The organism is Nocardioides sp. Z13_37 (assembly GCF_058355585.1).
The window spans coordinates 1-20815 of the sequence record NZ_JBZGDV010000001.1 but is presented as its reverse complement, the minus strand read 5'-3'; the positions used below and the strand labels follow the sequence as shown (position 1 = coordinate 20815).

At 72.7% G+C, this 20815-nt stretch carries 19 protein-coding genes and 2 tRNA genes; 12 read left to right on the top strand and 9 right to left on the bottom strand.

Translation table 11 applies throughout. The features are described 5' to 3' along the window. Positions 1-37 precede the first annotated feature (37 nt). Together AC4H2S_RS00105 and AC4H2S_RS00100 are read right to left on the bottom strand one after the other, a co-directional pair. Positions 38-1546, bottom strand: a complete 1509-nt coding sequence (locus AC4H2S_RS00105; RefSeq protein WP_491494921.1) for a serine hydrolase domain-containing protein — start codon at positions 1544-1546, stop codon at positions 38-40. Between the two features lie 92 nt (positions 1547-1638). Further along, positions 1639-1983, bottom strand: coding sequence for a DUF1330 domain-containing protein (locus AC4H2S_RS00100; RefSeq protein WP_491494920.1), 345 nt, complete (start codon positions 1981-1983; stop codon positions 1639-1641). 118 nt (positions 1984-2101) lie between these two features. Between AC4H2S_RS00100 and AC4H2S_RS00095 the strand changes: the two genes are divergently transcribed. Further along, the gene (locus tag AC4H2S_RS00095) at positions 2102-2863 is read left to right on the top strand and encodes an MmyB family transcriptional regulator (protein ID WP_491494919.1); all 762 of its coding nucleotides are present in this window, start codon (positions 2102-2104) and stop codon (positions 2861-2863) included. Between the two features lie 44 nt (positions 2864-2907). Here the strand turns inward: AC4H2S_RS00095 and AC4H2S_RS00090 are convergent. Both AC4H2S_RS00090 and AC4H2S_RS00085 read right to left on the bottom strand, forming a co-directional pair. Continuing rightward, positions 2908-2980, bottom strand: a tRNA-Arg gene (locus AC4H2S_RS00090). A 91-nt stretch (positions 2981-3071) separates the two neighbouring features. Continuing rightward, on the bottom strand, positions 3072-4586 hold the full coding sequence (locus AC4H2S_RS00085; RefSeq protein ID WP_491494918.1) for a SulP family inorganic anion transporter: 1515 nt from the start codon (positions 4584-4586) through the stop codon (positions 3072-3074). A 160-nt stretch (positions 4587-4746) separates the two neighbouring features. On the opposite strand from AC4H2S_RS00085, the gene AC4H2S_RS00080 reads away from it, so the two are divergent. Both AC4H2S_RS00080 and AC4H2S_RS00075 read left to right on the top strand, forming a co-directional pair. Beyond that, positions 4747-6030, top strand: a complete 1284-nt coding sequence (locus AC4H2S_RS00080) for an LCP family protein (protein WP_491494917.1) — start codon at positions 4747-4749, stop codon at positions 6028-6030. Positions 6031-6041: 11 nt separating this feature from the next. Beyond that, positions 6042-6302 (top strand): hypothetical protein, encoded by a 261-nt coding sequence (locus AC4H2S_RS00075; RefSeq protein WP_491494916.1) that lies wholly within the window; start codon positions 6042-6044, stop codon positions 6300-6302. Positions 6303-6330: 28 nt separating this feature from the next. Here the strand turns inward: AC4H2S_RS00075 and AC4H2S_RS00070 are convergent, their stop codons facing one another. From AC4H2S_RS00070 to AC4H2S_RS00060, 3 genes are read right to left on the bottom strand one after another with little or no spacing between them, the layout of a single operon-like run. Further along, positions 6331-6681, bottom strand: coding sequence for an MscL family protein (locus AC4H2S_RS00070; protein ID WP_491494915.1), 351 nt, complete (start codon positions 6679-6681; stop codon positions 6331-6333). Between the two features lie 59 nt (positions 6682-6740). Next, a complete protein-coding gene (locus tag AC4H2S_RS00065) occupies positions 6741-7373 on the bottom strand; it encodes an SAF domain-containing protein (RefSeq protein WP_491494914.1) in 633 nt (210 codons plus the stop codon). Positions 7374-7425: 52 nt separating this feature from the next. Continuing rightward, positions 7426-7746, bottom strand: coding sequence for an FmdB family zinc ribbon protein (locus tag AC4H2S_RS00060; protein WP_491494913.1), 321 nt, complete (start codon positions 7744-7746; stop codon positions 7426-7428). Positions 7747-7866: 120 nt separating this feature from the next. Here AC4H2S_RS00060 and AC4H2S_RS00055 point away from each other — a divergent pair, with 120 nt between their 5' ends. Further along, positions 7867-10515: a penicillin acylase family protein gene (locus tag AC4H2S_RS00055; protein WP_491494912.1), complete on the top strand. Its 2649-nt coding sequence runs from the start codon at positions 7867-7869 to the stop codon at positions 10513-10515. Positions 10516-10536: 21 nt separating this feature from the next. Here the strand turns inward: AC4H2S_RS00055 and AC4H2S_RS00050 are convergent, their stop codons facing one another. Next, complete coding sequence (locus tag AC4H2S_RS00050; protein WP_491494911.1) at positions 10537-11124, bottom strand: 5-formyltetrahydrofolate cyclo-ligase; 588 nt, start codon at positions 11122-11124, stop codon at positions 10537-10539. A gap of 23 nt (positions 11125-11147) precedes the next feature. Here AC4H2S_RS00050 and AC4H2S_RS00045 point away from each other — a divergent pair, with 23 nt between their 5' ends. From AC4H2S_RS00045 to AC4H2S_RS00015, 7 genes are all read left to right on the top strand, one after another. Beyond that, positions 11148-12578, top strand: coding sequence for a UTP--glucose-1-phosphate uridylyltransferase (locus AC4H2S_RS00045; RefSeq protein ID WP_491494910.1), 1431 nt, complete (start codon positions 11148-11150; stop codon positions 12576-12578). Then, a complete protein-coding gene (glp, locus tag AC4H2S_RS00040; protein WP_491494909.1) occupies positions 12571-13800 on the top strand; it encodes a molybdotransferase-like divisome protein Glp in 1230 nt (409 codons plus the stop codon). The genes AC4H2S_RS00045 and glp overlap by 8 nt, the downstream gene beginning before the upstream one ends. Then, positions 13800-14273, top strand: coding sequence for a cyclic pyranopterin monophosphate synthase MoaC (moaC, locus tag AC4H2S_RS00035; RefSeq protein ID WP_491494908.1), 474 nt, complete (start codon positions 13800-13802; stop codon positions 14271-14273). Before glp ends, moaC begins: the two co-directional genes overlap by 1 nt. Positions 14274-14286: 13 nt before the next feature. Continuing rightward, positions 14287-14763 carry a MogA/MoaB family molybdenum cofactor biosynthesis protein gene (locus AC4H2S_RS00030; RefSeq protein WP_491495831.1) on the top strand — a complete coding sequence of 159 codons (477 nt, stop codon included), beginning with the start codon at positions 14287-14289 and terminating at the stop codon, positions 14761-14763. Continuing rightward, on the top strand, positions 14760-15365 hold the full coding sequence (locus AC4H2S_RS00025; protein WP_491495830.1) for a GNAT family N-acetyltransferase: 606 nt from the start codon (positions 14760-14762) through the stop codon (positions 15363-15365). Before AC4H2S_RS00030 ends, AC4H2S_RS00025 begins: the two co-directional genes overlap by 4 nt. A 60-nt stretch (positions 15366-15425) precedes the next feature. Then, positions 15426-16418, top strand: coding sequence for a divisome protein SepX/GlpR (sepX, locus tag AC4H2S_RS00020; RefSeq protein WP_491494907.1), 993 nt, complete (start codon positions 15426-15428; stop codon positions 16416-16418). Between the two features lie 125 nt (positions 16419-16543). Next, positions 16544-16616: transfer RNA gene (locus AC4H2S_RS00015), tRNA-Ala, on the top strand. Positions 16617-16670: 54 nt separating this feature from the next. On the opposite strand, the gene AC4H2S_RS00010 is transcribed toward AC4H2S_RS00015, so the two are convergent. After that, positions 16671-19286 carry a CHAT domain-containing protein gene (locus tag AC4H2S_RS00010; RefSeq protein WP_491494906.1) on the bottom strand — a complete coding sequence of 872 codons (2616 nt, stop codon included), beginning with the start codon at positions 19284-19286 and terminating at the stop codon, positions 16671-16673. A 177-nt stretch (positions 19287-19463) separates the two neighbouring features. Between AC4H2S_RS00010 and AC4H2S_RS00005 the strand changes: the two genes are divergently transcribed. Continuing rightward, positions 19464-20744, top strand: coding sequence for a S8 family peptidase (locus AC4H2S_RS00005; protein ID WP_491494905.1), 1281 nt, complete (start codon positions 19464-19466; stop codon positions 20742-20744). Positions 20745-20815: the final 71 nt, after the last annotated feature.

Sequence of the window (20815 nt, the reverse complement as noted above, 5' to 3'; positions counted from 1 at the left end):
GTCGGCGCTGGTTGCGAAGCGGTGAGAGCCCTGCCTTCTATGCGGTCGGGGATGTGCTGCGGACCCGAGCCCGGACCCGGGCCAGGGTGAGGACCGCCGCCCCGGACCCCGCGACGAGGAGAAGGACCATCGCCGCGGGCCACAGACCGATCACGTCGACCACCGTCGCCTCGTTGGCCTCGACCGCGGGCAGCACGAGGTAGACCGTCACCGCGGCCGCCGCCAGTGACAGCTGAGGCAGGAGACGGAGCGCGAATCGCCAGGCCGGTCGCCCGCGACGCTTCTCCACCCAGGCCCCGGATCGGCGCAGGCCGAGGGCCACGAGACCGAGCACCACGACCGTCAGGACGCCCAGCGAGATGTCGACGAGGCTCGCCACGGGTGCTCCCACCTTCGGCGTACGCCCCTCGGTCAGCTCGATGACGCCGGTGCTGATCGAGAACGGGTGGGTATAGGTAGGCGTGTAGCTGTTGAGCATGGCGACCACGCCATAACCACTCGATGGCACCAGGTCGACCCGGGCGCTGTAGCGGGTCAGCGAGCCGTCGTGGCCGACCCTCGGGGGCTCCGCCGTGCTGGTGTGCTGCCACCCGAGGCCGTACGTACCGGCCTCCGGCTGTCTGGCGTGTGCCTCGTCCATGAGCTCCTCGGAGAGGAGCCGGACGCCGTCCTCGCTCACCCCTCCGCGCTGCTGCATGCCCAGCCACAGCGCCATGTCGCGAGCAGTGCTGACCACGCCACCGGCGCCACCGACGACCGCCTCCATCTCCCGCAACGGGACGGCGAGGCCGTAGGCGGTGACGTGCCCGTCCTCCATGCCCGCGACGCCCGGCCCGCTGCGCACCACCGCGCGGGTGTCCGCCATCCCGAGCGGCGTGAAGACCTCCTCGTCGAGGTACTGCTCGAACGATCTGCCCGACACGACCTCCACGAGCCGGGCAGCCACCCAGTAGTTGGGATTGGCGTAGGAGTAGGCCGTCCCCGGGTCGGACGACAGCTTCGCGTCGGCGACGCGGGCGACCGCCTCGCCCAGCGAGTGCGCCGGCGCCACCAGCGTCGGGTTGGGCAGCCCCGAGGTGTGGCTGAGGAGGTGTCGCACGGTGATCTCTCCAGCGCGGGGATCGTCCACCGCGAGCTCCGGCAGGTGCCGCTGCACGGGGTGGTCCAGGTCGATCTCGCCTCGGTCGACCAGTTGAAGCACCGCGAACGCCGTGAACGTCTTCGCCACGGACCCGACGGCCCACGGCGTGCGGTCGGTGACCGGTGCCTCTCCCTCGCCGTGCGCCGCCGTGTGCACCGTGACACCGTCCTTGACCACGGCGACGGCGACGCCGGGCAGCCCGTGGCGCTCGGCGTACTCCTGGACCCACCTGTCGACCGCCGCCGGGTCGAGCGCCTGCTCGCTGCTCTCCACAGCGGCCCAGGCCGGTCGGAGCAACGACGCGGCGACGGCCGCGAGCAGGGCGAGCGCCAGCAGCACGCGGTGCGGGAGCCGGCGTACGCCCGGGGTGGGGTTCGCGGCCCCGGCACGAGGTGTGTGTGACATCACGCAGCCACCTTGGCGAAGGTGGTGGCGGTCACGACGGCGGATCTCACGTGCCGGGACTGACCGTTGAGGGGCGGATCCGGCCTGCACCTTCAGCGGAGGGCTGCGAGCTTGTCTGCCGCGCGGTACGACTCCGGAACGCCCTCGACCAGGCAGGCGATGGAGTCCGAGTGCTCCACCCGGAGCGGCAGGATGTCCCGGTATCCCGGCGAGTCGTACCAGGCCTGGGCGGCTGCGCCGTCCGGGAACTCCAGGATCACGATGTCGCCGTCCCAGACGCCCTCGAGGGCGGTCAGGTGGCCGCCGTGCACCAGGAACCTGCCGCCGAACGGCGTCAGGGTCTCGTCGATCCGCTCGATGTAGCCGATGATCTCGGCGCCCATCTCGACGTTGCGCAGGTAGGCGACGGCGTAGGTCTTGGCAGTGTCCGCGTTCATGGTGTTGCCCTCCAGTGTCGAAGAAGTCGTCGGTGCCAAGTCCACCTGGCGAACGGGTCGCAGTCGATGACCTCCGAGGTCATGTCCCGCCTGATCCGGTGTGGCTACGTTGGCGCCCATGAGCGCACCCGCAGGAACCCTGATCCGCCAATGGCGCGTGCGTAGGCGCCTGTCACAGCTCGAGCTCGCGAGCCGGGCCGAGGTGTCCTCGCGTCACCTCAGCTATGTCGAGACGGGACGGAGCCGGCCCACCAGCGCGATGGTGCTGCGACTGTGCGACCACCTGGCGGTCCCGCTGCGCGAACAGAACCGGATGCTGCTCGCGGCAGGCCATGCCCCAGCACATCCCGAGCACCAGCTGGGTGAGGCATCCATGGCCGAGGCCAACGCTGCTCTGGAGGCCATCCTCGAAGCACACCACCCCTATCCGGCTCTGGTCGTCGACCGGCAGTGGGACCTCGTGGCGGCGAACGACGCGATGTACGCGTTGCTCGGCGACCTCGACCCGGACCTGCTCGCGCCGCCCGTCAACGTCATCCGACTGTCGGTCCACCCACGAGGGCTCGCCCCGCGGATCGAGAACCTCCCGGTGTGGCGGGCGCACCTGGTCGAACGCCTCCGGCGCGAGCACGAGGCCAGCGGGGACCCCGGCATAGGCGAGCTCCTGGCAGAGGTGCGCTCGGGAGACGTGCAGGCGCCGCCGTCATCGGCCCTGGTCGTGCCGCTGCAGCTGCGGGTCACGCCAGACACCGTCCTGTCCTTGATCTCCACCACCACGGTGTTCGGCACCCCGCGGGAGGTGACGCTGTCGGAGCTCGCGATCGAGGCGTTCTATCCGGCCGACGACGTGACCCGGACGTTCCTCAACCGCGCGTCGTGACCCGGTGCCCGTGGCCGGCTCGGCCCGCAAGAGCCCCGGGAGCGTGCCCCAGGCGCGAGTCGAACGCGCGACCTTTCGCTTAGGAGGCGGCTGCTCTATCCACTGAGCTACTGGGGCGGTGCCACGTCACGCGATCGTGCTGCGGCGGGAAGCATCCTGCCACGACGTCGTGCCCCGTCGCGCATCCGGACACTGATCCGCGCGAGCCTCAGAGCGGCGGCAGCGTCCCGGACAGCCGCTGGTGGCGCTCGGCGCTCGCGGCGTCGAGACCGATGATCTCGACCGTCTTGCCCTTGCGGTGGTACTTGGTGGTGATGGCGTCGAGCGCGGCCACGGTGGAGGCGTCCCAGACGTGCGACAGGGAGAGGTCGATGACCACCCGAGCGGGATCGGCGGCGTAGTCGAACTGGGCGTAGAGGTCGTTGCTGGAGGCGAAGAAGAGCTCGCCGGTCACCCGGTAGACGGCCGTGGTCGTGCCGTCGTCCTCCTCGACCAGCTCACGGTGGGTCTCGGTGACGTGCGCGACGCGGCGGGCGAACAGCGTCATCGCGACGAGGACGCCCACGCCGACGCCGATGGCGAGGTTGTGGGTGAGCACGGTGACCACCACGGTGGCGAGCATGACCGTCGTCTCCGACTTCGGCATCCGCCGCAGCGTGGACGGGTGGACGGAGTGCCAGTCGAAGGTGCCGACCGAGACCATGATCATGACCGCGACGAGCGCAGCCATCGGGATGAGCGCGACGACGTCGCCGAAGCCGACGACCAGGACGAGCAGGAAGACGCCGGCGAGGAAGGTCGAGATCCGGGTGCGCGCCCCGGACACCTTCACGTTGATCATCGTCTGGCCGATCATCGCGCAACCGCCCATCCCGCCGAAGAAGCCGGTGATGACGTTGGCCGCGCCCTGGCCGCACGCCTCACGCGTCTTGTCGGAGGGGGTGTCGGTGATGTCGTCGACCAGCTTGGCCGTCAGCAACGACTCGAGCAGTCCGACCAGCGCCATCGCGACGGCGTAGGGAGCGATCGTGCGGAGCGTCTCGAAGGTCCACGGCACGTCCGGCAGGAACAGGGACGGCAGGCTGTCCGGCAGCACGCCCTCGTCGCCGACGTCCGGCACCGACAGGCCGGTCGCGAGCGCGAACCCGGTGAGCGCGACGATCGCGACCAGCGGAGCCGGTACGACGTCGGTGACGCGCGGCAGGCCGACGATCACGGCGATGCCGACCGCGACCATCGGATAGACCACCCACGGCACGTCGACCAGATGCGGCAGCTGGGCCAGGAAGATCAGGACGGCCAGGGCGTTGACGAAGCCGACCATCACCTGGCGGGGGATGAACCGCATCAACCGGGCGACCCCCAGGAGTCCCAGCGCGATCTGGATCGCGCCGCCCAGCAGGACCGTGGCCACCAGGTGGTCCATGCCGTGCTCACGCACGACCGGGGCGATGACCAGCGCGATCGCACCCGTGGCCGCCGAGATCATGGCCGGACGTCCGCCGAGGAAGGCGATCGAGACCGCCATCGTGAACGATGCGAACAACCCCACCCGCGGATCGACCCCGGCGATGATGGAGAACGAGATGGCCTCGGGGATCAGCGCCAGCGCGACGACGAGCCCGGCGAGCACCTCGGTCCGGAGCAACCGCGGGGAGCGCAGCGCCCCGCGCACGGTGGCCTCCGGTGCGGTCGAGACGAACGGGTCCGTGGCGTCAGGCACGAGGGACCAACCTACCCGCGCGTCCAGGTGTGCTCGTCGTCGAGGCCGACGCAGGCACGGTCCTGGCACCGACCCGCAGGCGTCGCTGAGCACGGAAATGTTGCGGAGGTGAAGTAGATTCCTTCCCGGTCAGTCCCTCCACCCGTTCGAAGGTGAGCCCGTGTCCGACGAGTCGCGTCCGGAGCCTCCCTCGGGTGCGCCCAAACGCCGGGGCAAGCCCCCGCGAAAGCACACGGTCGGCCGCGTCATCCTCATCAGCGTGGTGGTGCTGGCGCTGGTCACCGGCCTGGGCACGGTCTACTTCATCCGCCACCTCAACGGCAACATCGAGGGACTCTCGCTCGACGCCCTCGGCGACGACCGTCCCGAGGAGGTCTACACGGGCAACGGCGAGCCCCTCGACATCCTCGTGATGGGCTCGGACTCCCGCGACTGCGAGGGCTGCGGCATCGACACGGAGGGCGGCGGCGGCTCCGACACCACCATCCTGGTGCACCTCTCCGCGGACCGCTCCCGGGCGTACGCCGTGTCGATCCCGCGCGACTCGATCGTCGACCGGCCCGAGCAGGGCTGCGACTCCCCGGCCGAGACCGACGTGATGTGGAACGAGGCCTACGGCATCGGTGGCCCTGTGTGCACGCTCGCGCAGGTGGAGCAGATGACCGGCATCCGCGTCGAGCACTTCGTGGTGGTCGACTTCGGCAGCTTCGGCGACATGGTCGACGCCGTCGGCGGGGTGCCGGTGTGCGTGCCCGAGGACCTGGTCGACAAGCCGCGCCAGATCTTCGTGCCCAAGGGCAACCCGTCGGTCCTCACCGGCGACGAGGCCCTCGACTACGTCCGCGCGCGCTACGTCGGCGAGAAGATCCAGCAGAACGACATCTCGCGCATCCGGCGCCAGCAGGAGTTCATCGGGGCCCTCGTGCGCAAGGTGATGTCGGCGGGGACGCTGACCCGTCTCGACAAGATCGTGCGCTTCCTCGACGCCGCGACCAAGTCGCTGCAGACCGACGAGGAGTTCGCGTCCGTCACGCGCCTGGGCAAGGTCGCCATGCAGGTGCAGGACATCGGCCTCGACCAGGTCAAGTTCGTCACGCTCCCGACCGAGTACTACCCCAGCGACTCCGAGTTCGGCGGCAAGGTCTACTGGACGCCGGCGGCCGATCGCATCTGGGAGCTGCTCAACCAGGACAAGGTGCTGCCGCCGAAGCTGATCAACGGCACGTCCGTCAGCGCCGAGGGGCCGCCGGGAGCGTCGACCTCGTCGCCCGGCGGAGAGGCCGGCAGCGAGACGCCGTCCAACCCCGACTCGCCGAGCGGGACCACCGAGACCGAGACTCCGGAGTCCGAGAGCCCCGAGTCCGAGAGCCCCGAGTCCGAGAGCCCCGAGTCCCAGGCCCCGGTCACCACGAAGCAGGACCCCATCCCCGGCATCTGCGCCTAGCCTGATCCGACGTGCACCCCGACGACTCCGACCACCAGCCCGACCACCAGCCCGGCCATCAGCCCGGCCATCAGCCCGGTCATCAGCCGGACCCCGCGGCCGACGGCTCGAGCCCGGCGCCCGAGCCGGAGTGGAAGCGTCGCCGGCGCCTGGCGGCGGTCTTCGGCGAGGGCGCGCCGGAGCAGACGAGCGACGACCGCGACCCGCGCGAGGACCGCTCGGGCAAGGGTGACGACTGGTATCGCCAGCAGGTCCCGCCGCACCACGGCTGAGGAGCGGGACCAGGGGAGGGGCGGTGGGTCAGACCGCGCCGCCGCGGGCGCGGAGCAGGTCGCGGATCTCCTCCAGCAGGGCGACGTCGGGCGCGGCCCCGGCCTCCTCGGTGGGGAAGAAGCGCTCGCGGGCCTTGGTGTAGGGCAGCACGACGAAGAAGTAGACGACCGCGCCCATGATCAGGAACGCGATGAGGGCGTTGAGGAACGCGCCGAAGCTGCCGGTCTCGTTGTTGAAGAAGTCGTCGGTGTTGGGCAGCAGGCCAGTGAGCCACTCGGTGAAGGTCGTGACCACCGCCGCGAAGGCGAGCGCCATGATCAGGCCGGTGGCGATCTCGATCAGGTTGCCCTTGAGGATGAATGCCTTGAAGCCGCTCATGCTGGTGCTCCTCTGCTCAGGCCCCGGGGTGGAGCCGATGGCGAGTCGATCAACCCACGCTAACGGTCCCACGACACGCTCAGGAACTGCGTCAGCGCGGCGCCCGCGATCCGCACGGCCTCCTCGGCGCTGGCGCCGACCACGACCAGCGCGCCGCCCGAGCCTCCCGCCGGGCCGTCGGGCAGGCCCCTCGGCGTCGCGAGGACCGTGACGTCGCCGGCGACCAGGGCCGCCTCGCCGGTGCCAGGGTCGGTCGCCAGCAGGTCGACCTCGTCGCCGGCGCGCAGCAGCGCGGCCATGCCGGCGTCGGGCAGGCGCACCGGCACGATCGTCTGCCCCGGCTGCGCCAGCGCCAGGCCGGGACCGACGAGGCGTACGTCGGTCACCACCTCGCCGCGGCCGATGGGCGCCGCCAGCACCCGCCCGGCCGCGACGGTGGCCGCACCGGCCGGGGCCAGGCCGACGGGATAGGCACGCACGGCGAGGTCGTCGGCGCCCAGCCGGGTGCCCGACGGGAGGTCGCGCGCGGCGACGAGCACCTCGACGGTCTCGGGCGGCGGCGGCGCCCACGTGCGCAGCGCCGCGAGGGCGGCGAGGGCCGCGAGCGTCGCGGCGATCAGCCGACGGCGGCGCCGCAGCTGGTGGCGTACGGCGCGCAGCCGGCGACGTGCCGGCGGGAGTCCCGGGAACATGCCCCGACGCTAGGCCGGAACGCCCGGCTCGCGCCGGGCCTCTCCACAGGGGTCAGTCGGCGGACGACGTGGAAGACGAGGACGACGAGGACGACGTTAAGGACGTGGAGGTCGTCGTGGAGGCGGTCTTCGAGGACGAGGAGTCGGAGGAGCCGGACGAGCTCGACGAGGACGCCGCGGGGGTCGACGAGGCGTCGGAACGGCTGTCGGTGCGGTAGAAGCCGGAGCCCTTGAACACCACGCCCACGGCGTTGTAGAGCTTGCGCAGCCGGCCCTGGCACTCGGGGCAGACGGTCAGCGCGTCCTCGCTGAAGCTCTGGAACTGCTCGAAGGAGTGGCCGCACTCGGTGCAGGCGTACTGGTAGGTCGGCATGTGTGGGTCCTCTGACAGCGACGGGGTGGAGCGACGGTGGTGCGGTGATCGGCCGGGCCGGCGCGACGCGCTGGCACTCGGGCCCTTCGACTGCCAATGGTACGGCACAATGGCTCGGACATGAGCGAGCCTGCACCCCCCACCGACCCGACGGCCGCCACCGAGCCGGCCACCGAGCCCGCCCGGCGCTCCCGCTGGCAGGCATTCCGCCGCGCCCCGAGGGCGGTGCGCTGGACGGCGTGGACGGCGCTGGGCCTGGTCGTGGTGCTCGTCGCGCTCGCGGCCGTGACGGTCGTCGTCGTACGCCGCCCGCTGCCGCAGACCGACGGCGAGATCGAGGTGCCCGGATTGTCGGCCTCCGTCCAGGTGCTGCGCGACGAGCAGGGCATCGCGCAGGTCTACGCCGACACCGACGCCGACCTGATGTTCGCCCAGGGCTTCGTGCACGCCCAGGAGCGCTTCTTCGAGATGGACTTCCGCCGCCACGTGACCGCCGGCCGGCTCTCGGAGATCTTCGGCCCCGACACCCTCGAGACCGACAAGTTCATCCGCACGATGGGCTGGCGCCGGGTCGCCGAGCGGGAGTGGGCCCTGCTCGAGCCGGCCACCCGCGACGCGCTCACCTCCTACGCCGCCGGCGTCAACGCCTACATCGGCGACCGCCGGCCCTCGCAGCTCGCGGCGGAGTACAGCGTGCTCGGCCTGACCGGCCTCGACTACAAGCCCGCCGAGTGGGACCCGATCGACTCGCTCGCCTGGCTCAAGGCGATGGCGTGGGACCTGCGCGGCAACATGGACGCCGAGGTCGACCGGGTGCTGCTCTCCCTCGACCACACCGCGGAGGAGGTCGCCGCTCTCTGGCCCGACTACGCCTTCGACGAGCACCCCCCGATCGTCCGCGGCGGCGGCGTCGTCGACGGGGTCTTCGAGCAGAACGCGTCGGGCAACGCGACCCGCAACCCGCGCCGTCCGGCCTACCCCCCGGCCGTCGTCGACGCGCTCGAGCGGGTCCGCGACCGGCTCGACGCGATGCCCGAGCTGATGGGCAAGGGACGCGGCGTCGGCAGCAACTCGTGGGTGGTCGACGGCGAGCACAGCGCCACCGGTATGCCGATCCTGGCCAACGACCCCCACCTGGGCATCAGCCAGCCCGGCATCTGGATGCAGATGGGCCTGCACTGCCGCGAGGAGGCCGCCGACTGCACGCTCGACACCTCGGGCTTCACCTTCTCCGGCGTGCCGGGCGTCATCATCGGCCACAACGCCGACATCGCGTGGGGCTTCACCAACCTCGGCCCCGACGTCACCGACCTGTTCCTGGAGCAGACCGAGGGCGACGACCGCTACGTCCGCGACGGCGCCACCGTGCCGCTGCAGGTGCACACCGAGACCATCGGGGTGCGCGGTGAGGACGACATCGAGCTGCGGGTGCGCGAGACGGTGCACGGCCCGCTGATCAGCGACGTGTCCTCGGAGTTCGCGACGGTGGGCGCCAACGCGCCGACCGACGAGCCGGGTGACCGGGGGAGCGGCTACGCCGTCGCGCTGGCGTGGACCGCCCTCGATCCCGCCCCCACCGCCGACGCGATCCTCGCCCTCAACCGCGCCTCCGACTGGGACGAGTTCCGCGCGGCCGCCGCCGACTTCGCGGTCCCCGCGCAGAACCTCGTCTACGCCGACCGCGAGGGCCACATCGGCTACCAGGCCCCGGGGCGCATCCCGATCCGGCGCGGCGGCAACGACGGCACCATGCCGGTGGAGGGGTGGGTCAGCGCCAACGACTGGACCGGCGACTACATCCCCTTCGACGGCCTGCCCAGCGTGCTCGACCCCGAGGAGGGCTACATCGTCACGGCCAACCAGGCCGTCATCGACGAGCGCTACCCCTACCTGCTGACGAAGGACTGGGACTACGGCTACCGCTCGACGCGGATCCGCGAGGTGCTCGAGTCGGAGGGCGAGCTCTCCGTCGCGGAGATGGACGACCTGCAGCTCGACTCGGTCAACCCGATGGCCGAGACGCTCGTGCCCTACCTCCTGGACGTGGAGCGGCTGCCCTCTCCCTACTACCGCAACGCGCAGAACCTGCTGCGCGACTGGGACTTCACGTCACCGGCCGACAGCGCTCCGGCCGCGTACTTCAACGTCGTGTGGCGCACGATCCTCGAGCTGACCTTCCACGACGACCTGCGCCAACGCACCTGGCCCGACGGCGGCGACCGCTGGTTCCGCGTGGTGGGCGACATGCTCGCCGACCCCGCGGGGCCGTGGTGGGACGACGCGCGCACCGACGACCGCGTCGAGACGCGTGACGACATCCTGCGAACGGCGCTCATCGAGGCGCGTGACGAGATGACCAGGCGCCAGTCGCGTGACCCCCGGCTGTGGGAGTGGGGCCGCCTGCACCGGATGAACCTCCGCAACGCCACCCTGGGCGACTCCGGCGTCGCGCCGGTCGAGCGCTTCTTCAACCGCGACGGCTGGGAGGTCGGCGGCGGGTCCTCCCTCGTCGACGCCACGTCGTGGAACGCCGTCAACGGCTTCGAGGTCACGGCCGCGCCGTCGATGCGCATGGTCGTCTCGCTCGCCGACTGGGACGACTCCCGGTGGATCAACCTCACCGGCGTCTCGGGGCACCCGATGTCGTCGCACTACACCGACCAGACCGAGCTCTACGTCGACGGCGAGACGCTGCCGTGGGCGTGGAGCCGCGAGGCCGTCGAGGCGGCGACCCAGGACCGGCTGACGCTGGTGCCCACCGCCGACTGACGCCCGCCGACTGACGCCCGCTCACCGGCTGAGTCGGACGACCCCGCTCGACGTCAGCGCGAAGCCCACCGGGACGTCGTGGGCGTCGGTCGGGACCGCGAGCCCCACCTCGTCGTCGTAGAGCAGCACCGCGACGGGCGTGCCCTCCGGCACCCGGGCGAGCGCGCGGTCGTAGGAGCCGCCGCCGCGCCCGAGGCGGTCGCCGGTCGCGGACACGGCGAGCCCGGGCACGATCACGACGTCGGCGGTGCGCACGGCGTCGACGCCGAGCCGGGCGCCGGCCGGCTCGTAGAGGCCGCGGGCGGCCTTGACGAGGCTGTCCGGTCCGGTGTGGACGGCCCAGTCGAGGTCGTTGTCGGGCCGCAGCACCGGCAGCAGCACCCGGGTGCCGGCGGCCAGGAGCGCGTCGAGCAGGTGCCCGGTGCCGGGCTCGCTGCCCACCGAGACGTACGCCGAGACGGTGCCCGCGTGCCGGACCGGCTCCCACGTCCGCGCGACCTCCGCGACGGAGGCCGCGAACGCGGCACCGGCCTCGAGCGGACGACGTCTCCGGGCCGCCAGCACCTGGTCGCGAAGGGCGGTCTTGGCCGCCGAGTGTCCTGCTTCCACGCCCCGCAGCCTACGATCGATCCATGGCAAGCAAGGGCAGTGCGCAGGGCCTCCAGCTCGCGCGCGAGAAGATGCGCAGCGCCGGTGTCGACGAGGTCGCGATCGACACGTTCGCGCACTACTACCGGCTCCTCGAGCACGGCGAGACCGGGATGATCTCCGAGGACTCGATCGAGCCCCTCGACATGGAGTCGCTGGACGACGTCGAGGTCCCCGAGGACGCCGGCGCCGAGGCCATCCGCAGGACGGCGGTCATCAAGCTCAACGGCGGGCTCGGCACGTCGATGGGCATGGACCGCGCCAAGTCGCTGCTGTGCGTGCGCCGCGGCCTGAGCTTCCTCGACATCATCGCCCGGCAGGTGCTGCACCTCCGCAAGGAGCACGACGCCGCCCTGCCGCTGATGTTCATGAACTCGTTCCGCACCTCCGCCGACACGATGGCGGCGCTGGCGCGCTACGAGGACCTGCCGGTCGAGGGCCTGCCGCTGGAGTTCCTGCAGAACAAGGAGCCCAAGCTGCTCGCCGCCGACCTGATGCCCGCGGCCTACCCCAAGGCGCCCGACCTCGAGTGGTGCCCGCCCGGGCACGGCGACATCTACACCGCCCTGCGCGGCACCGGGCTGCTGGCCCAGCTGCTCGACGCCGGCTACCGCCACGTCTTCGTCTCCAACTCAGACAACCTCGGCGCGGTGCCCGACGCCCGGGTCGCGGGCTGGTTCGCCCACAGCGGCGCGCCGTTCGCGATCGAGGCGGTGCGGCGTACGCCGTCGGACCGCAAGGGCGGCCACTTCGCGCGCCGCAAGTCCGACGGCCGCATCGTGCTGCGCGAGTCGGCCCAGACGCTCGACGCCGACAGGGAGGCGCTGGCCGACCTGAGCCGCCACAAGTACTGCTCCACCAACAACCTGTGGTTCGACCTGCAGGCGATGGTGGAGGCGCTCGACGCGCGCGGCGGCATCCTCGGCCTGCCCCTGATCAAGAACGTCAAGCACCTCGACCCGGCCGACCCCTCCACGCCGGAGGTCATCCAGATCGAGACCGCGATGGGCGCCGCGATCGAGGTGTTCGAGGGGGCACGCACCATCGAGGTGGGCCGCGATCGCTTCGTGCCGGTGAAGACGACCGACGACCTGCTGGTCCTGCGCTCCGACGTCTACGACCTGCGCCGCGACTTCGTGCTCGACCAGGCCGGCGACGAGGTGCCGTTCGTCTCGCTCGACGGCGGCTTCTACAAGCTCGTGCGTGACTTCGACAAGCGCTTCCCCGAGGGCGCGCCGTCGCTGCGCGAGGCGGAGTCGTTCACGGTCGAGGGCGACTGGACCTTCGGCCCCGGCGTCCGCGTCGTCGGCGACGTGTCCCTCACGGCGCCCGCCGCCCAGCGGGTCGAGGCCGGCGCGGTGCTCGGCGAGCAGCAGGCCGACGACGGGTCCGACGACCGGGCCAGCGATGGCTGACCTGCTGCCGGTCGCCGACTACGTCGAGCGCATCCTGGCCACGGTCTCCCCGCTGCCTGCCTTCCCGCAGCCGCTGATGGAGGCCCTCGGCCTGGCGCTCGCCGAGGACGTGGTCGCCCCGATCTCGCTGCCGAGCTTCGACAACTCCTCGATGGACGGCTACGCCGTGGTCGCCGAGGACGTCGCCGGTGCGAGCGAGGACACCCCGGTCACCCTCCCCGTCGTCGGCGAGATCGGCGCCGGGCGGTCCTCGATCATGGCGATCTCGCCGGGCTCGGCGGTGAAGATCATGACCGGCGCGCCGGTGCCGGCCGGCGCGACGACGGTGGTGCCCTACGAGTGGACCGACCGCGGCGTCGCGTCCGTGCGGATCACCCGCGCGGCGGCCCCCGGCCAGCACATCCGCCCGACCGGCGACGACATCGCCGAGGGCGACATGCTGCTCGAGGAGGGCACGGTCCTGGGGCCGCGCCACCTCGGCATGCTCGCCGCCGTCGGTCGTGCCACGGTGCGTACGCGTCCGCGTCCGCGCGTGGTCGTGATCTCGACCGGCTCCGAGCTGCGCGACCCCGGCACCCCGCTGGGCCGTGACTCGATCTACGACGGCAACTCCTACCTCCTCGCCGCGGCGGCCCGCGCCGCCGGTGCCATCGCCTACCGGGTCGGGATCGTCCCCGACGAGGCACACGCCTTCACCGAGGCGCTGAGCGACCAGCTCGTGCGCGCCGACCTCGTCGTCACCAGCGGCGGCGTGAGCGAGGGCGACTTCGACGTCGTCAAGGAGTCGCTGTCGCACCACGGCTCGATGTGGTTCGGCGGCGTCGGCATGCAGCCCGGCAAGCCGCAGGGCTTCGGCACCGTCGGCGAGGACGACACCCCGGTCTTCACCCTGCCCGGCAACCCGGTCTCCTCCTACGTCTCCTTCGAGATGTTCGTGCTGCCGGCGATCCGCCGGATGATGGGCAAGCTGCCCTACGTCCGCCCCGCCGGCCGGGCGCGCCTGACCCACGGGCTGTCCTCCCCGGAGGGCAAGGTGCAGCTGGTGCGCGGGCTCTACGAGACCGACCGCGGCGGCACGTTCGTGTCCCCCGTCGGCGGCCACGGCTCGCACCTGATCGGCGACCTCGCGGCCGCCAACTGCCTCATCGAGGTGCCGGCCGCGACGACGTCGATCCCGGCCGGCGAGATGGTCGCCATCCGCCGCCTCGACGAGGAGTTCTGATGGACGACCAGCGGCTGACCCACGTCGACGAGCACGGCGCCGCCCGCATGGTCGACGTCGGCGACAAGCCGGTCACGACGCGTACGGCGTCGGCCAGCGGCCGCGTCCTGGTCAGCCCGGCCGTGGTCGAGCTGCTCCGCGGCGAGGGCGTGCCCAAGGGCGACGCGCTGGCCGTCGCGCGGATCGCCGGGATCATGGGCGCCAAGCAGACCCCCGCGCTGGTCCCGCTGTGCCACCCGCTCGCGATCTCCGGCGTCACCGTCGACCTCGAGGTGGCCGACGACGCGGTCGAGATCACCGCGACGGTGCGCACCACCGACCGCACCGGCGTGGAGATGGAGGCGCTCACCGCCGTGTCGGTGGCCGCCCTCACCGTCGTCGACATGGTCAAGGCCGTCGACAAGGCCGCGACGATCACCGACATCCGTGTCGAGACCAAGACCGGTGGCCGGTCGGGCTCGTGGACCCGGTGACGCCGTGGCAGGGGTGAGCCTCCCGGCGGCGGTGGTCGTGGCGTCCAACCGCGCCGCGGCGGGCACCTACGCCGACGAGACGGGGCCGGTGATCGTCGTGTGGCTGCGCGAGCAGGGCTTCGAGTGCGGTGAGCCGGCCGTCGTGCCCGACGGCGACCCGGTCCGCGAGGCGATCGCCGCGGCGGTCGCGGCCGGCGCTCGCCTGGTCCTCACGACCGGCGGCACCGGGCTCACCCCCACCGACCGCACCCCCGAGGCCACGGCGCCGCTGCTCGACCGCGAGGTGCCCGGCATCGCCGAGGCGATCCGTGCCGCCGGGGTGGCCAAGGGCGTGCCGACCGCCATGCTGTCCCGCGGCCGGGCCGGCATCGCGGGGCAGTGCCTCGTCATCAACCTCCCGGGCTCGCGCGGGGGCGTGAAGGACGGCCTCGGCGTGCTCGAGCCCGTCGTGCGCCACGCCGTCGAGCAGGTCGTCGGGAGCGACCACTGAGCGCCCCCGGCTGGCCCGCCCGCCTCGAGTCGGAGGGGGTCGTCGTCCGCTCGCTGCGCCGGAGCGACGCCGACGACTGGCAGGCCGTGCGTGCCCGCAACCACGACTGGCTGCGGCCGTGGGACGCGACCGTCCCGCCGGGCTCCGCGCCGCGTCCCTCGTCGTACAAGGTGGTCACCCGCTCCCTCGTCCAGCAGGCGCGCCAGGGGCATTGCCTGCCGTTCGTGATCGAGGTCGAGGGCCGTTTCTCCGGCCAGGTGACGGTGAGCAACGTCGCGCGCGGCTCGGCGCAGTGGGGGTCCATCGGCTACTGGGTCTCCGCCGACGTCGCCGGTCGCGGGGTGGCGCCCCGCGCGGTCGGCATGGTGATCGACCACTGCCTCGGTCCCGTCGGCCTGCACCGGCTGGAGATCTGCGTCCGCCCCGAGAACACCAACTCGCTGCGGGTGGTGGAGAAGCTGGGGCTGCACCAGGTGGGCTACGCCCCGCACTTCCTCCACATCGACGGCGCCTGGCGCGACCACCGGATCTTCGCCGTCACCGCCGAGGAGGCGCCGGAGGGCGTGCTCGTCCGGCTCGAAACACACCAGTCACACCAGTAGTTCTGCGACACACCACTTGACATCCGTCCCGGTCACGCTCCACGCTCATACGCTTCGACCGTGGACCTGAGCGCTCTCATCTTCGTCGCCCTTGCCGTGGCGTGGGCCGTCTACCTGATCCCCAAGGCCCTCAAGCACCACGACGAGGTGGTGCGCAGCCGCTCGGTCGAGAAGTTCTCCCACACCATGCGCGTCCTGGCCCGCCGCGAGCCCGTCGACCGCCGCAACGCCCGCCTGGTCGTCTCGCCGATCCGCACCGGTCTGCGGCCGCCGGTCGAGACCAAGGCCCGCGCCCAGGCCCTCCCCGACGCCGGCTCCGCGGTCGTGTCGGCGTCGGTCACCACGGAGGTGACGCGCGAGGTCACCGCCACGTCCACGCCCTCCGGGCCCGCCTCTGGCGTTCCCGGTCGTACGCCCTCGCGACGGCCGTCGCCGGCCGCGGAGCGGGCGTCCGCGCGCCGCGCCGCCAAGCGCCGTCGCACCGTGCTGGCCCTCGTCCTGCTCGCCAACCTCGTCGTCGCCGTGCTGGCCGCCACCCGCGTCGTCGCCTGGCCGTGGCTCGCGGTCCCCGTCGCCGTCCTCGTCGCGTGGCTGGTCGCCTGCCGGGTCTCGGTCCGCGCCGAGCGGCGCCAGCGCGCCGCCCGCTCCGCCATCGAGGTCGGCGTGCCGCCGGCCGTCGAGGAGGAGCTCGACGCCACCGGCGAGATCTCCGTGACGTCGCCCCCGACACGTACGCCCGACGTGACCGTCGAGACCGTCCAGCCCGCCCAGCCCGTCGAGGCGGGGGACACCCCGGCCGCGGCCGACGCCCCGGCCGTGCTCACCGGTGACATCCCGGTCGTCGGCGGCTGGGACATGGTGCCCACCACGCTGCCGACCTACGTCGGCAAGCAGTCCGCGCAGCGGCGCACCGTCTCCACGATCGACCTCGACTCCACCGGGGTGTGGTCCAGCGGCCACCACGACGGCGACTCCGCCCTCGCCCGCTCCGCCGAGCAGTCCGAGAAGTCGGCCCGCGAGGCCGGCGAGGCGCGCCGCGCCAGCGGCGCCTGACCCCTCCCCACCCGGACGTCATGGCAATCCCCGGTCCGGACCGGGCGTCCTCATGACGTCCCGCCGGGCCGATTGGGTGGGCCCCGAACCGCTCGTGTATCTTGGCGACGCGCCGTGAGGCGCATGGGGCTGTGGCGCAGTTGGTAGCGCGTCTCGTTCGCAATGAGAAGGTCAGGGGTTCGAATCCCCTCAGCTCCACCCACCATCACCGGTCCGGCAGGCACGGACCATGCTCCGCCCAGCCGAACGGGCTCAGGTCCCCAGGGCCGTGAAGCTGACGGCCGTCGCGTACAGCAGGTGGTCGTCCGCCACGGCGCGACGGGCGCGGAGCATCGCCGACGCGCCGCTCTCGCCGTCTCGCAACGCCGCGTGGACGTGCGTCATCACCTCGGCGGTCGCGTGGTCGTGGACCTTGACCAGGCTCGAGACGACGCCGGCGCTGCCCATCGCGAGCAGGCTGACGCTGAGGCCGAGCAGCTCGTCGGCGCCGACGGGCTGCATGTCGCCGGTCTCGCACGCCGAGAGCACGACCCGGTGCGGCGGGCGGGTGAGCCGCTCGAGGTCGTGGACCATCAGCGGACCGTCGGCGAGCTCGATGGAGGAGAACAGCGGGTTGTCCTTGCGGAAGCTGCCGTGCGCGGCGATGTGGACGAGCGCGGCGCCGTCGATGCCGGCGAGGCAGGCCTGGACGGTGGCGGTGTCGCCGGCCAGGTGGACGGCGTCCGGGTCGTGGCGGCGGAGGGTCTCGACCTCGGCGCCCCCGGAGGCCAGCCCCGGGCCGACGATGAAGCCGCGCCGGTCGCTGGCCGGGCGCAGGCGCGACGCGCGCAGCCACAGCCGCGCGGAGGGTGTGCTCGCCACGGCCCGGTCGGTCAGCGCCGGCAGCAGCGCCCACGGGAGTCGCTGGAGCTGGTTGGGGGCCGACACCAGCACCGGTCCAGATCCGGGCACCGCCTCGTCACCGAGGAGCGCGGCCTGGAGGCGGGCACCGGCCTGGGCGAGCGCGACCGACTGCCCGCGCCCGGCCCGGGTGAGCAGGAACCGGGCGTACTCCTGCGCCTGCACGGCCTTGTCGAGGCTGCCGACGTGCACGAGACGGACCCGTCCGCGGTGCGCGACGACCGCGTGGAGGTCCCCGTCGAGCGTGAGCAGCTCCACGAGCGTCGTGTCGAGGACGGCCAGGGCGTCGAGCAGCTCGGAGACCTCGCCCCGCGTCCCGTCCGCGCCGGTCCGGTCGGCGCCGCCCGACGCTTGCCCGCTGCGGAGCAGGTGCCGCTCGCGGATGCGGTGCTCGAGCGCGGCGATGTGGCGGTCGAGGTGCTCGGTGGGCTGGCCCGCGTCGCGGGCGGAGTTTGCCTGCTGGGTCTGGGACCGGAGGGCGGCGAGGTCGCGCGCGGTGTCGTCGTCGCGGTGCGCGACCGTCGGCGCGTCCACGACGGTCGCCCGCCACCGCTCGGTCCAGTGCAGCACCTGCCGCGGCCGGCCGGCAGCCAGCGCCGAGCGGAGCGCCAGCGTCGCGAGGTCCTGACCGCGGGCCGAGGCCAGCGCGCGCAGCTCGTCGCTGCCGAGCAGGCTCTGGTGCTCGGCGATGGCCGACAGGCCGGACTCGCACGCGCGCAACGTGGCCGCCGTCCTCCCCGCCGCCGCCTGGCGGCGGGCCGTGGCGAGCCACCCGAGCGCACGGGTCAGGGCGGCGTCGTGCCGTCGCGCGCGTTCGGCCTCGCGCAGGAGCCGGTCGGCGACCTCGGGCTGGCGGTCCTCGACGATGGTGGCCGCCAGCAGCAGCACCTGGACGTGCTCGGGGATGCGGAGGCGACGTGACGTCTCGACCAGGGCGAGGGCGTCTCGCCGCAGCGCGGGTGAGCTGCGCGTGCTGCGGGCGTGCCGGGCGGAGAGCGCGACGAGCTCGGCACGAGCAGCGAACCAGTCCCGACCCTGCCGGGCCAGGGCCCGGGCAGCCGTGGCGGCTGACTTCTCGGCTCGCTCGAGGTCGCCGGCGGCGAGGGCGACCTGGGCGCGTGCGTTGAAGAGCTCGGCCTGCTCCCTCGCGACCCGGCCGGCGAGTGCCGTCTCGATGGTGTCCGTGGCCTCGGCCAGCAACCCTGCGGCGAGGTAGGCCGTGCACTGGTCGATGACGAGGTCTGCGACCCCGGTGTCGGCTGCGACCAGGACGGGCGCGGCCTCGTTGAGCAGCGCGAACGTACGAGGGAAGTCACCTCGCAGGTAGGCGGTGTAGCCGCGGTTCTGGACCGTCACGGCGCGGTCCGCCAGGTGGCCGAGCTCGGCGTAGACGCTGCCGGAGAGGGCGAAGTGCCGGTCGGCCGCCTCCAGGTCGCCGAGGAACAGGCACGCGTAGCCGAGGAGGTTGAGAGCGCGCGCACGCCAGACGTCGTTGCCGTCGGCAGTGAACTGCTCGACGGCCTTCGTCATGTCGGCGGCGCCCTCGTCGAAGCGACCCTGCACCGTGATGTAGACCCACCCGCGTCGCGTGAGCGCCGTGGCCCGGTCCTTGCCGCGCAGGACGACGATGGCGGCGTCGAGGTGCTCGAGGCCCTCGCGGGTCCGCCCGGCCGTGGCGAGGGTCCCGCCGAGCGTGGCCTGGGCATCGGCCTTGCGCGAGTGGTCGCCCGCCTTGTCGGCGAGGCGCATCGAGGTGCGCAGCTCCCGCAGGGCGCCCGGCACGTCGCCCTGCTCGCGGCGGGCGATGCCGATGACCTGGCGCGCGTACGACTGGGTGATCGGGTCGCTGCTGCTGCGCAGGAGGGCCTCCGCGCGCGCCTGGGCGGCGCCGACGTCGGCGAACATGCTGCGCAGGAGCTCGGCGGCCTCGGCCTGCGACTCGTCCACGCGCGCGGACCGGTCGGTCAACGGGCCCCCTCTCGGCGGCCCACCCCAGCGGGCCCACCGAAATCCTACTGAGGTCCGGCGTACGGCGGGCCCACTCCGCGCCCCGTGGACGATCCGGCCGGCGGCGTGGTCGCGCGCGGCAGATCCTGTTGCCGGCAAACCGGCCTGGAGCCCCTCGACTGGGTCTAGGGTCCGAACATGGCTCACGACCACAACATCAAGGACGACGCCCGTCGCAAGCTGACCGACCAAGTGGTGAACTTCCACGACGCCAACGGTGACGCCGTCGCATGGAACACCGAGGCCCCCGCCGACTTCACCTTTCTCTTCGACCCCGACCACGTGCTGGTGCGGACGAGCGCCGTCGAGGCGTTCGAGCGTGCCGTCGAGGCCACCAAGGACGAACTGTTCGAGGGTGAGCTCACCCGGTCCGAGGAGACGGTCCCGGGCCGCCTCGCCCGTTATCGCGTCCCTCCCCGCCGTGCCGGTCTGGCGCTTCCCGACGTGGTGACCGAGCTGCGCCGCATCGGCGACTTCCCGCCCGGTGACGTGAGCCTCGACCACTGGGTCCACGTCGCGCCGGGCGGCGGCAGCCTCTGCCCGGCGATCGAGCCGGAGGAGACCGGCCTGAAGAAGCCGTGGCCGGGGCAGTGCGAGGTCCGGAGGCGCAAGCGCAAGCCCGTGCGGGTCTCGGTGGTCGACTCCGGCTGGCACCCGCCGGCCGCGACCGACCCGCGCACCCCGTGGCTGGCGGGCGTCGAGGGCGACGACGAGCTCAACGGGCCCAACCTTCGCGAGTACGCCGGGCACGGCACGTTCATCGCAGGCGTCATCCGCTGCCTCGCGCCCCACACCGACATCTACGTCGAGGGGTTCTGCATCGGCGGCGCCGGGGGCGGCGGGATCCTCGAGTCCCAGATCGTCGACCAGCTCGAGGAGGCCCTCGCGCGCGACCCGCAGGTCATCAACCTCTCCGCGGGGTGCCGCACCCACGACGACTTCCCCTCGCTCGCCTTCGAGGTCTTCTACGAGACGCTGCTCAAGGGGCGCGACTGCGTGCTCGTCGCGGCCGCGGGCAACGACGCGTCGCCCGCCCCGTTCTGGCCGGCCGCGGCCCCGTGGGCGATCGGCGTCGGGTCGCTCGACCACGACGGTCGCGTCTCGAGCTACTCCAACTACGGCGTCTCCGCCGACGTCTACGCCCTGGGACGCAACATCGTCAACGCGTTCCCCGACGGCACCTTCACGTGCGAGGAGACGCCCAGCAAGGGCGACGTCCGGGTCTTCAGCACCGGCATGGCGCGGTGGTCCGGCACGTCGTTCTCCGCCCCGGTCGTGGCCGGCCTCATCGCCCGCGAGATCTACGCGTCGGGCTCGTCCGCAGCCGACGCCGCGGAGGCCGTGCTGGCGACCAGCGTGTACACGTCCGATCCCGCGGTGGGGCCCTTCCAGGCGCTGCGCCAGCCCTACGACGCCTAGACGGTATGGATTGACCGGCTCGTCCTGAGTTGGTTGCGGGCCGGGGCCTCACTCACACATGTTCGTGGGTT

What these genes read in the sequence shown, in the direction of transcription:
- AC4H2S_RS00105 (WP_491494921.1), bottom strand. Translation starts at nt 1,546, where the DNA reads ATGTCACACACACCTCGTGCCGGGGCCGCGAACCCCACCCCGGGCGTA.
- AC4H2S_RS00100 (WP_491494920.1), bottom strand. Translation starts at nt 1,983, where the DNA reads ATGAACGCGGACACTGCCAAGACCTACGCCGTCGCCTACCTGCGCAAC.
- AC4H2S_RS00095 (WP_491494919.1), top strand. Translation starts at nt 2,102, where the DNA reads ATGAGCGCACCCGCAGGAACCCTGATCCGCCAATGGCGCGTGCGTAGG.
- AC4H2S_RS00070 (WP_491494915.1), bottom strand. Translation starts at nt 6,681, where the DNA reads ATGAGCGGCTTCAAGGCATTCATCCTCAAGGGCAACCTGATCGAGATC.
- AC4H2S_RS00065 (WP_491494914.1), bottom strand. Translation starts at nt 7,373, where the DNA reads ATGTTCCCGGGACTCCCGCCGGCACGTCGCCGGCTGCGCGCCGTACGC.
- AC4H2S_RS00060 (WP_491494913.1), bottom strand. Translation starts at nt 7,746, where the DNA reads ATGCCGACCTACCAGTACGCCTGCACCGAGTGCGGCCACTCCTTCGAG.
- AC4H2S_RS00055 (WP_491494912.1), top strand. Translation starts at nt 7,867, where the DNA reads ATGAGCGAGCCTGCACCCCCCACCGACCCGACGGCCGCCACCGAGCCG.
- AC4H2S_RS00045 (WP_491494910.1), top strand. Translation starts at nt 11,148, where the DNA reads ATGGCAAGCAAGGGCAGTGCGCAGGGCCTCCAGCTCGCGCGCGAGAAG.
- glp (WP_491494909.1), top strand. Translation starts at nt 12,571, where the DNA reads ATGGCTGACCTGCTGCCGGTCGCCGACTACGTCGAGCGCATCCTGGCC.
- moaC (WP_491494908.1), top strand. Translation starts at nt 13,800, where the DNA reads ATGGACGACCAGCGGCTGACCCACGTCGACGAGCACGGCGCCGCCCGC.
- AC4H2S_RS00005 (WP_491494905.1), top strand. Translation starts at nt 19,464, where the DNA reads ATGGCTCACGACCACAACATCAAGGACGACGCCCGTCGCAAGCTGACC.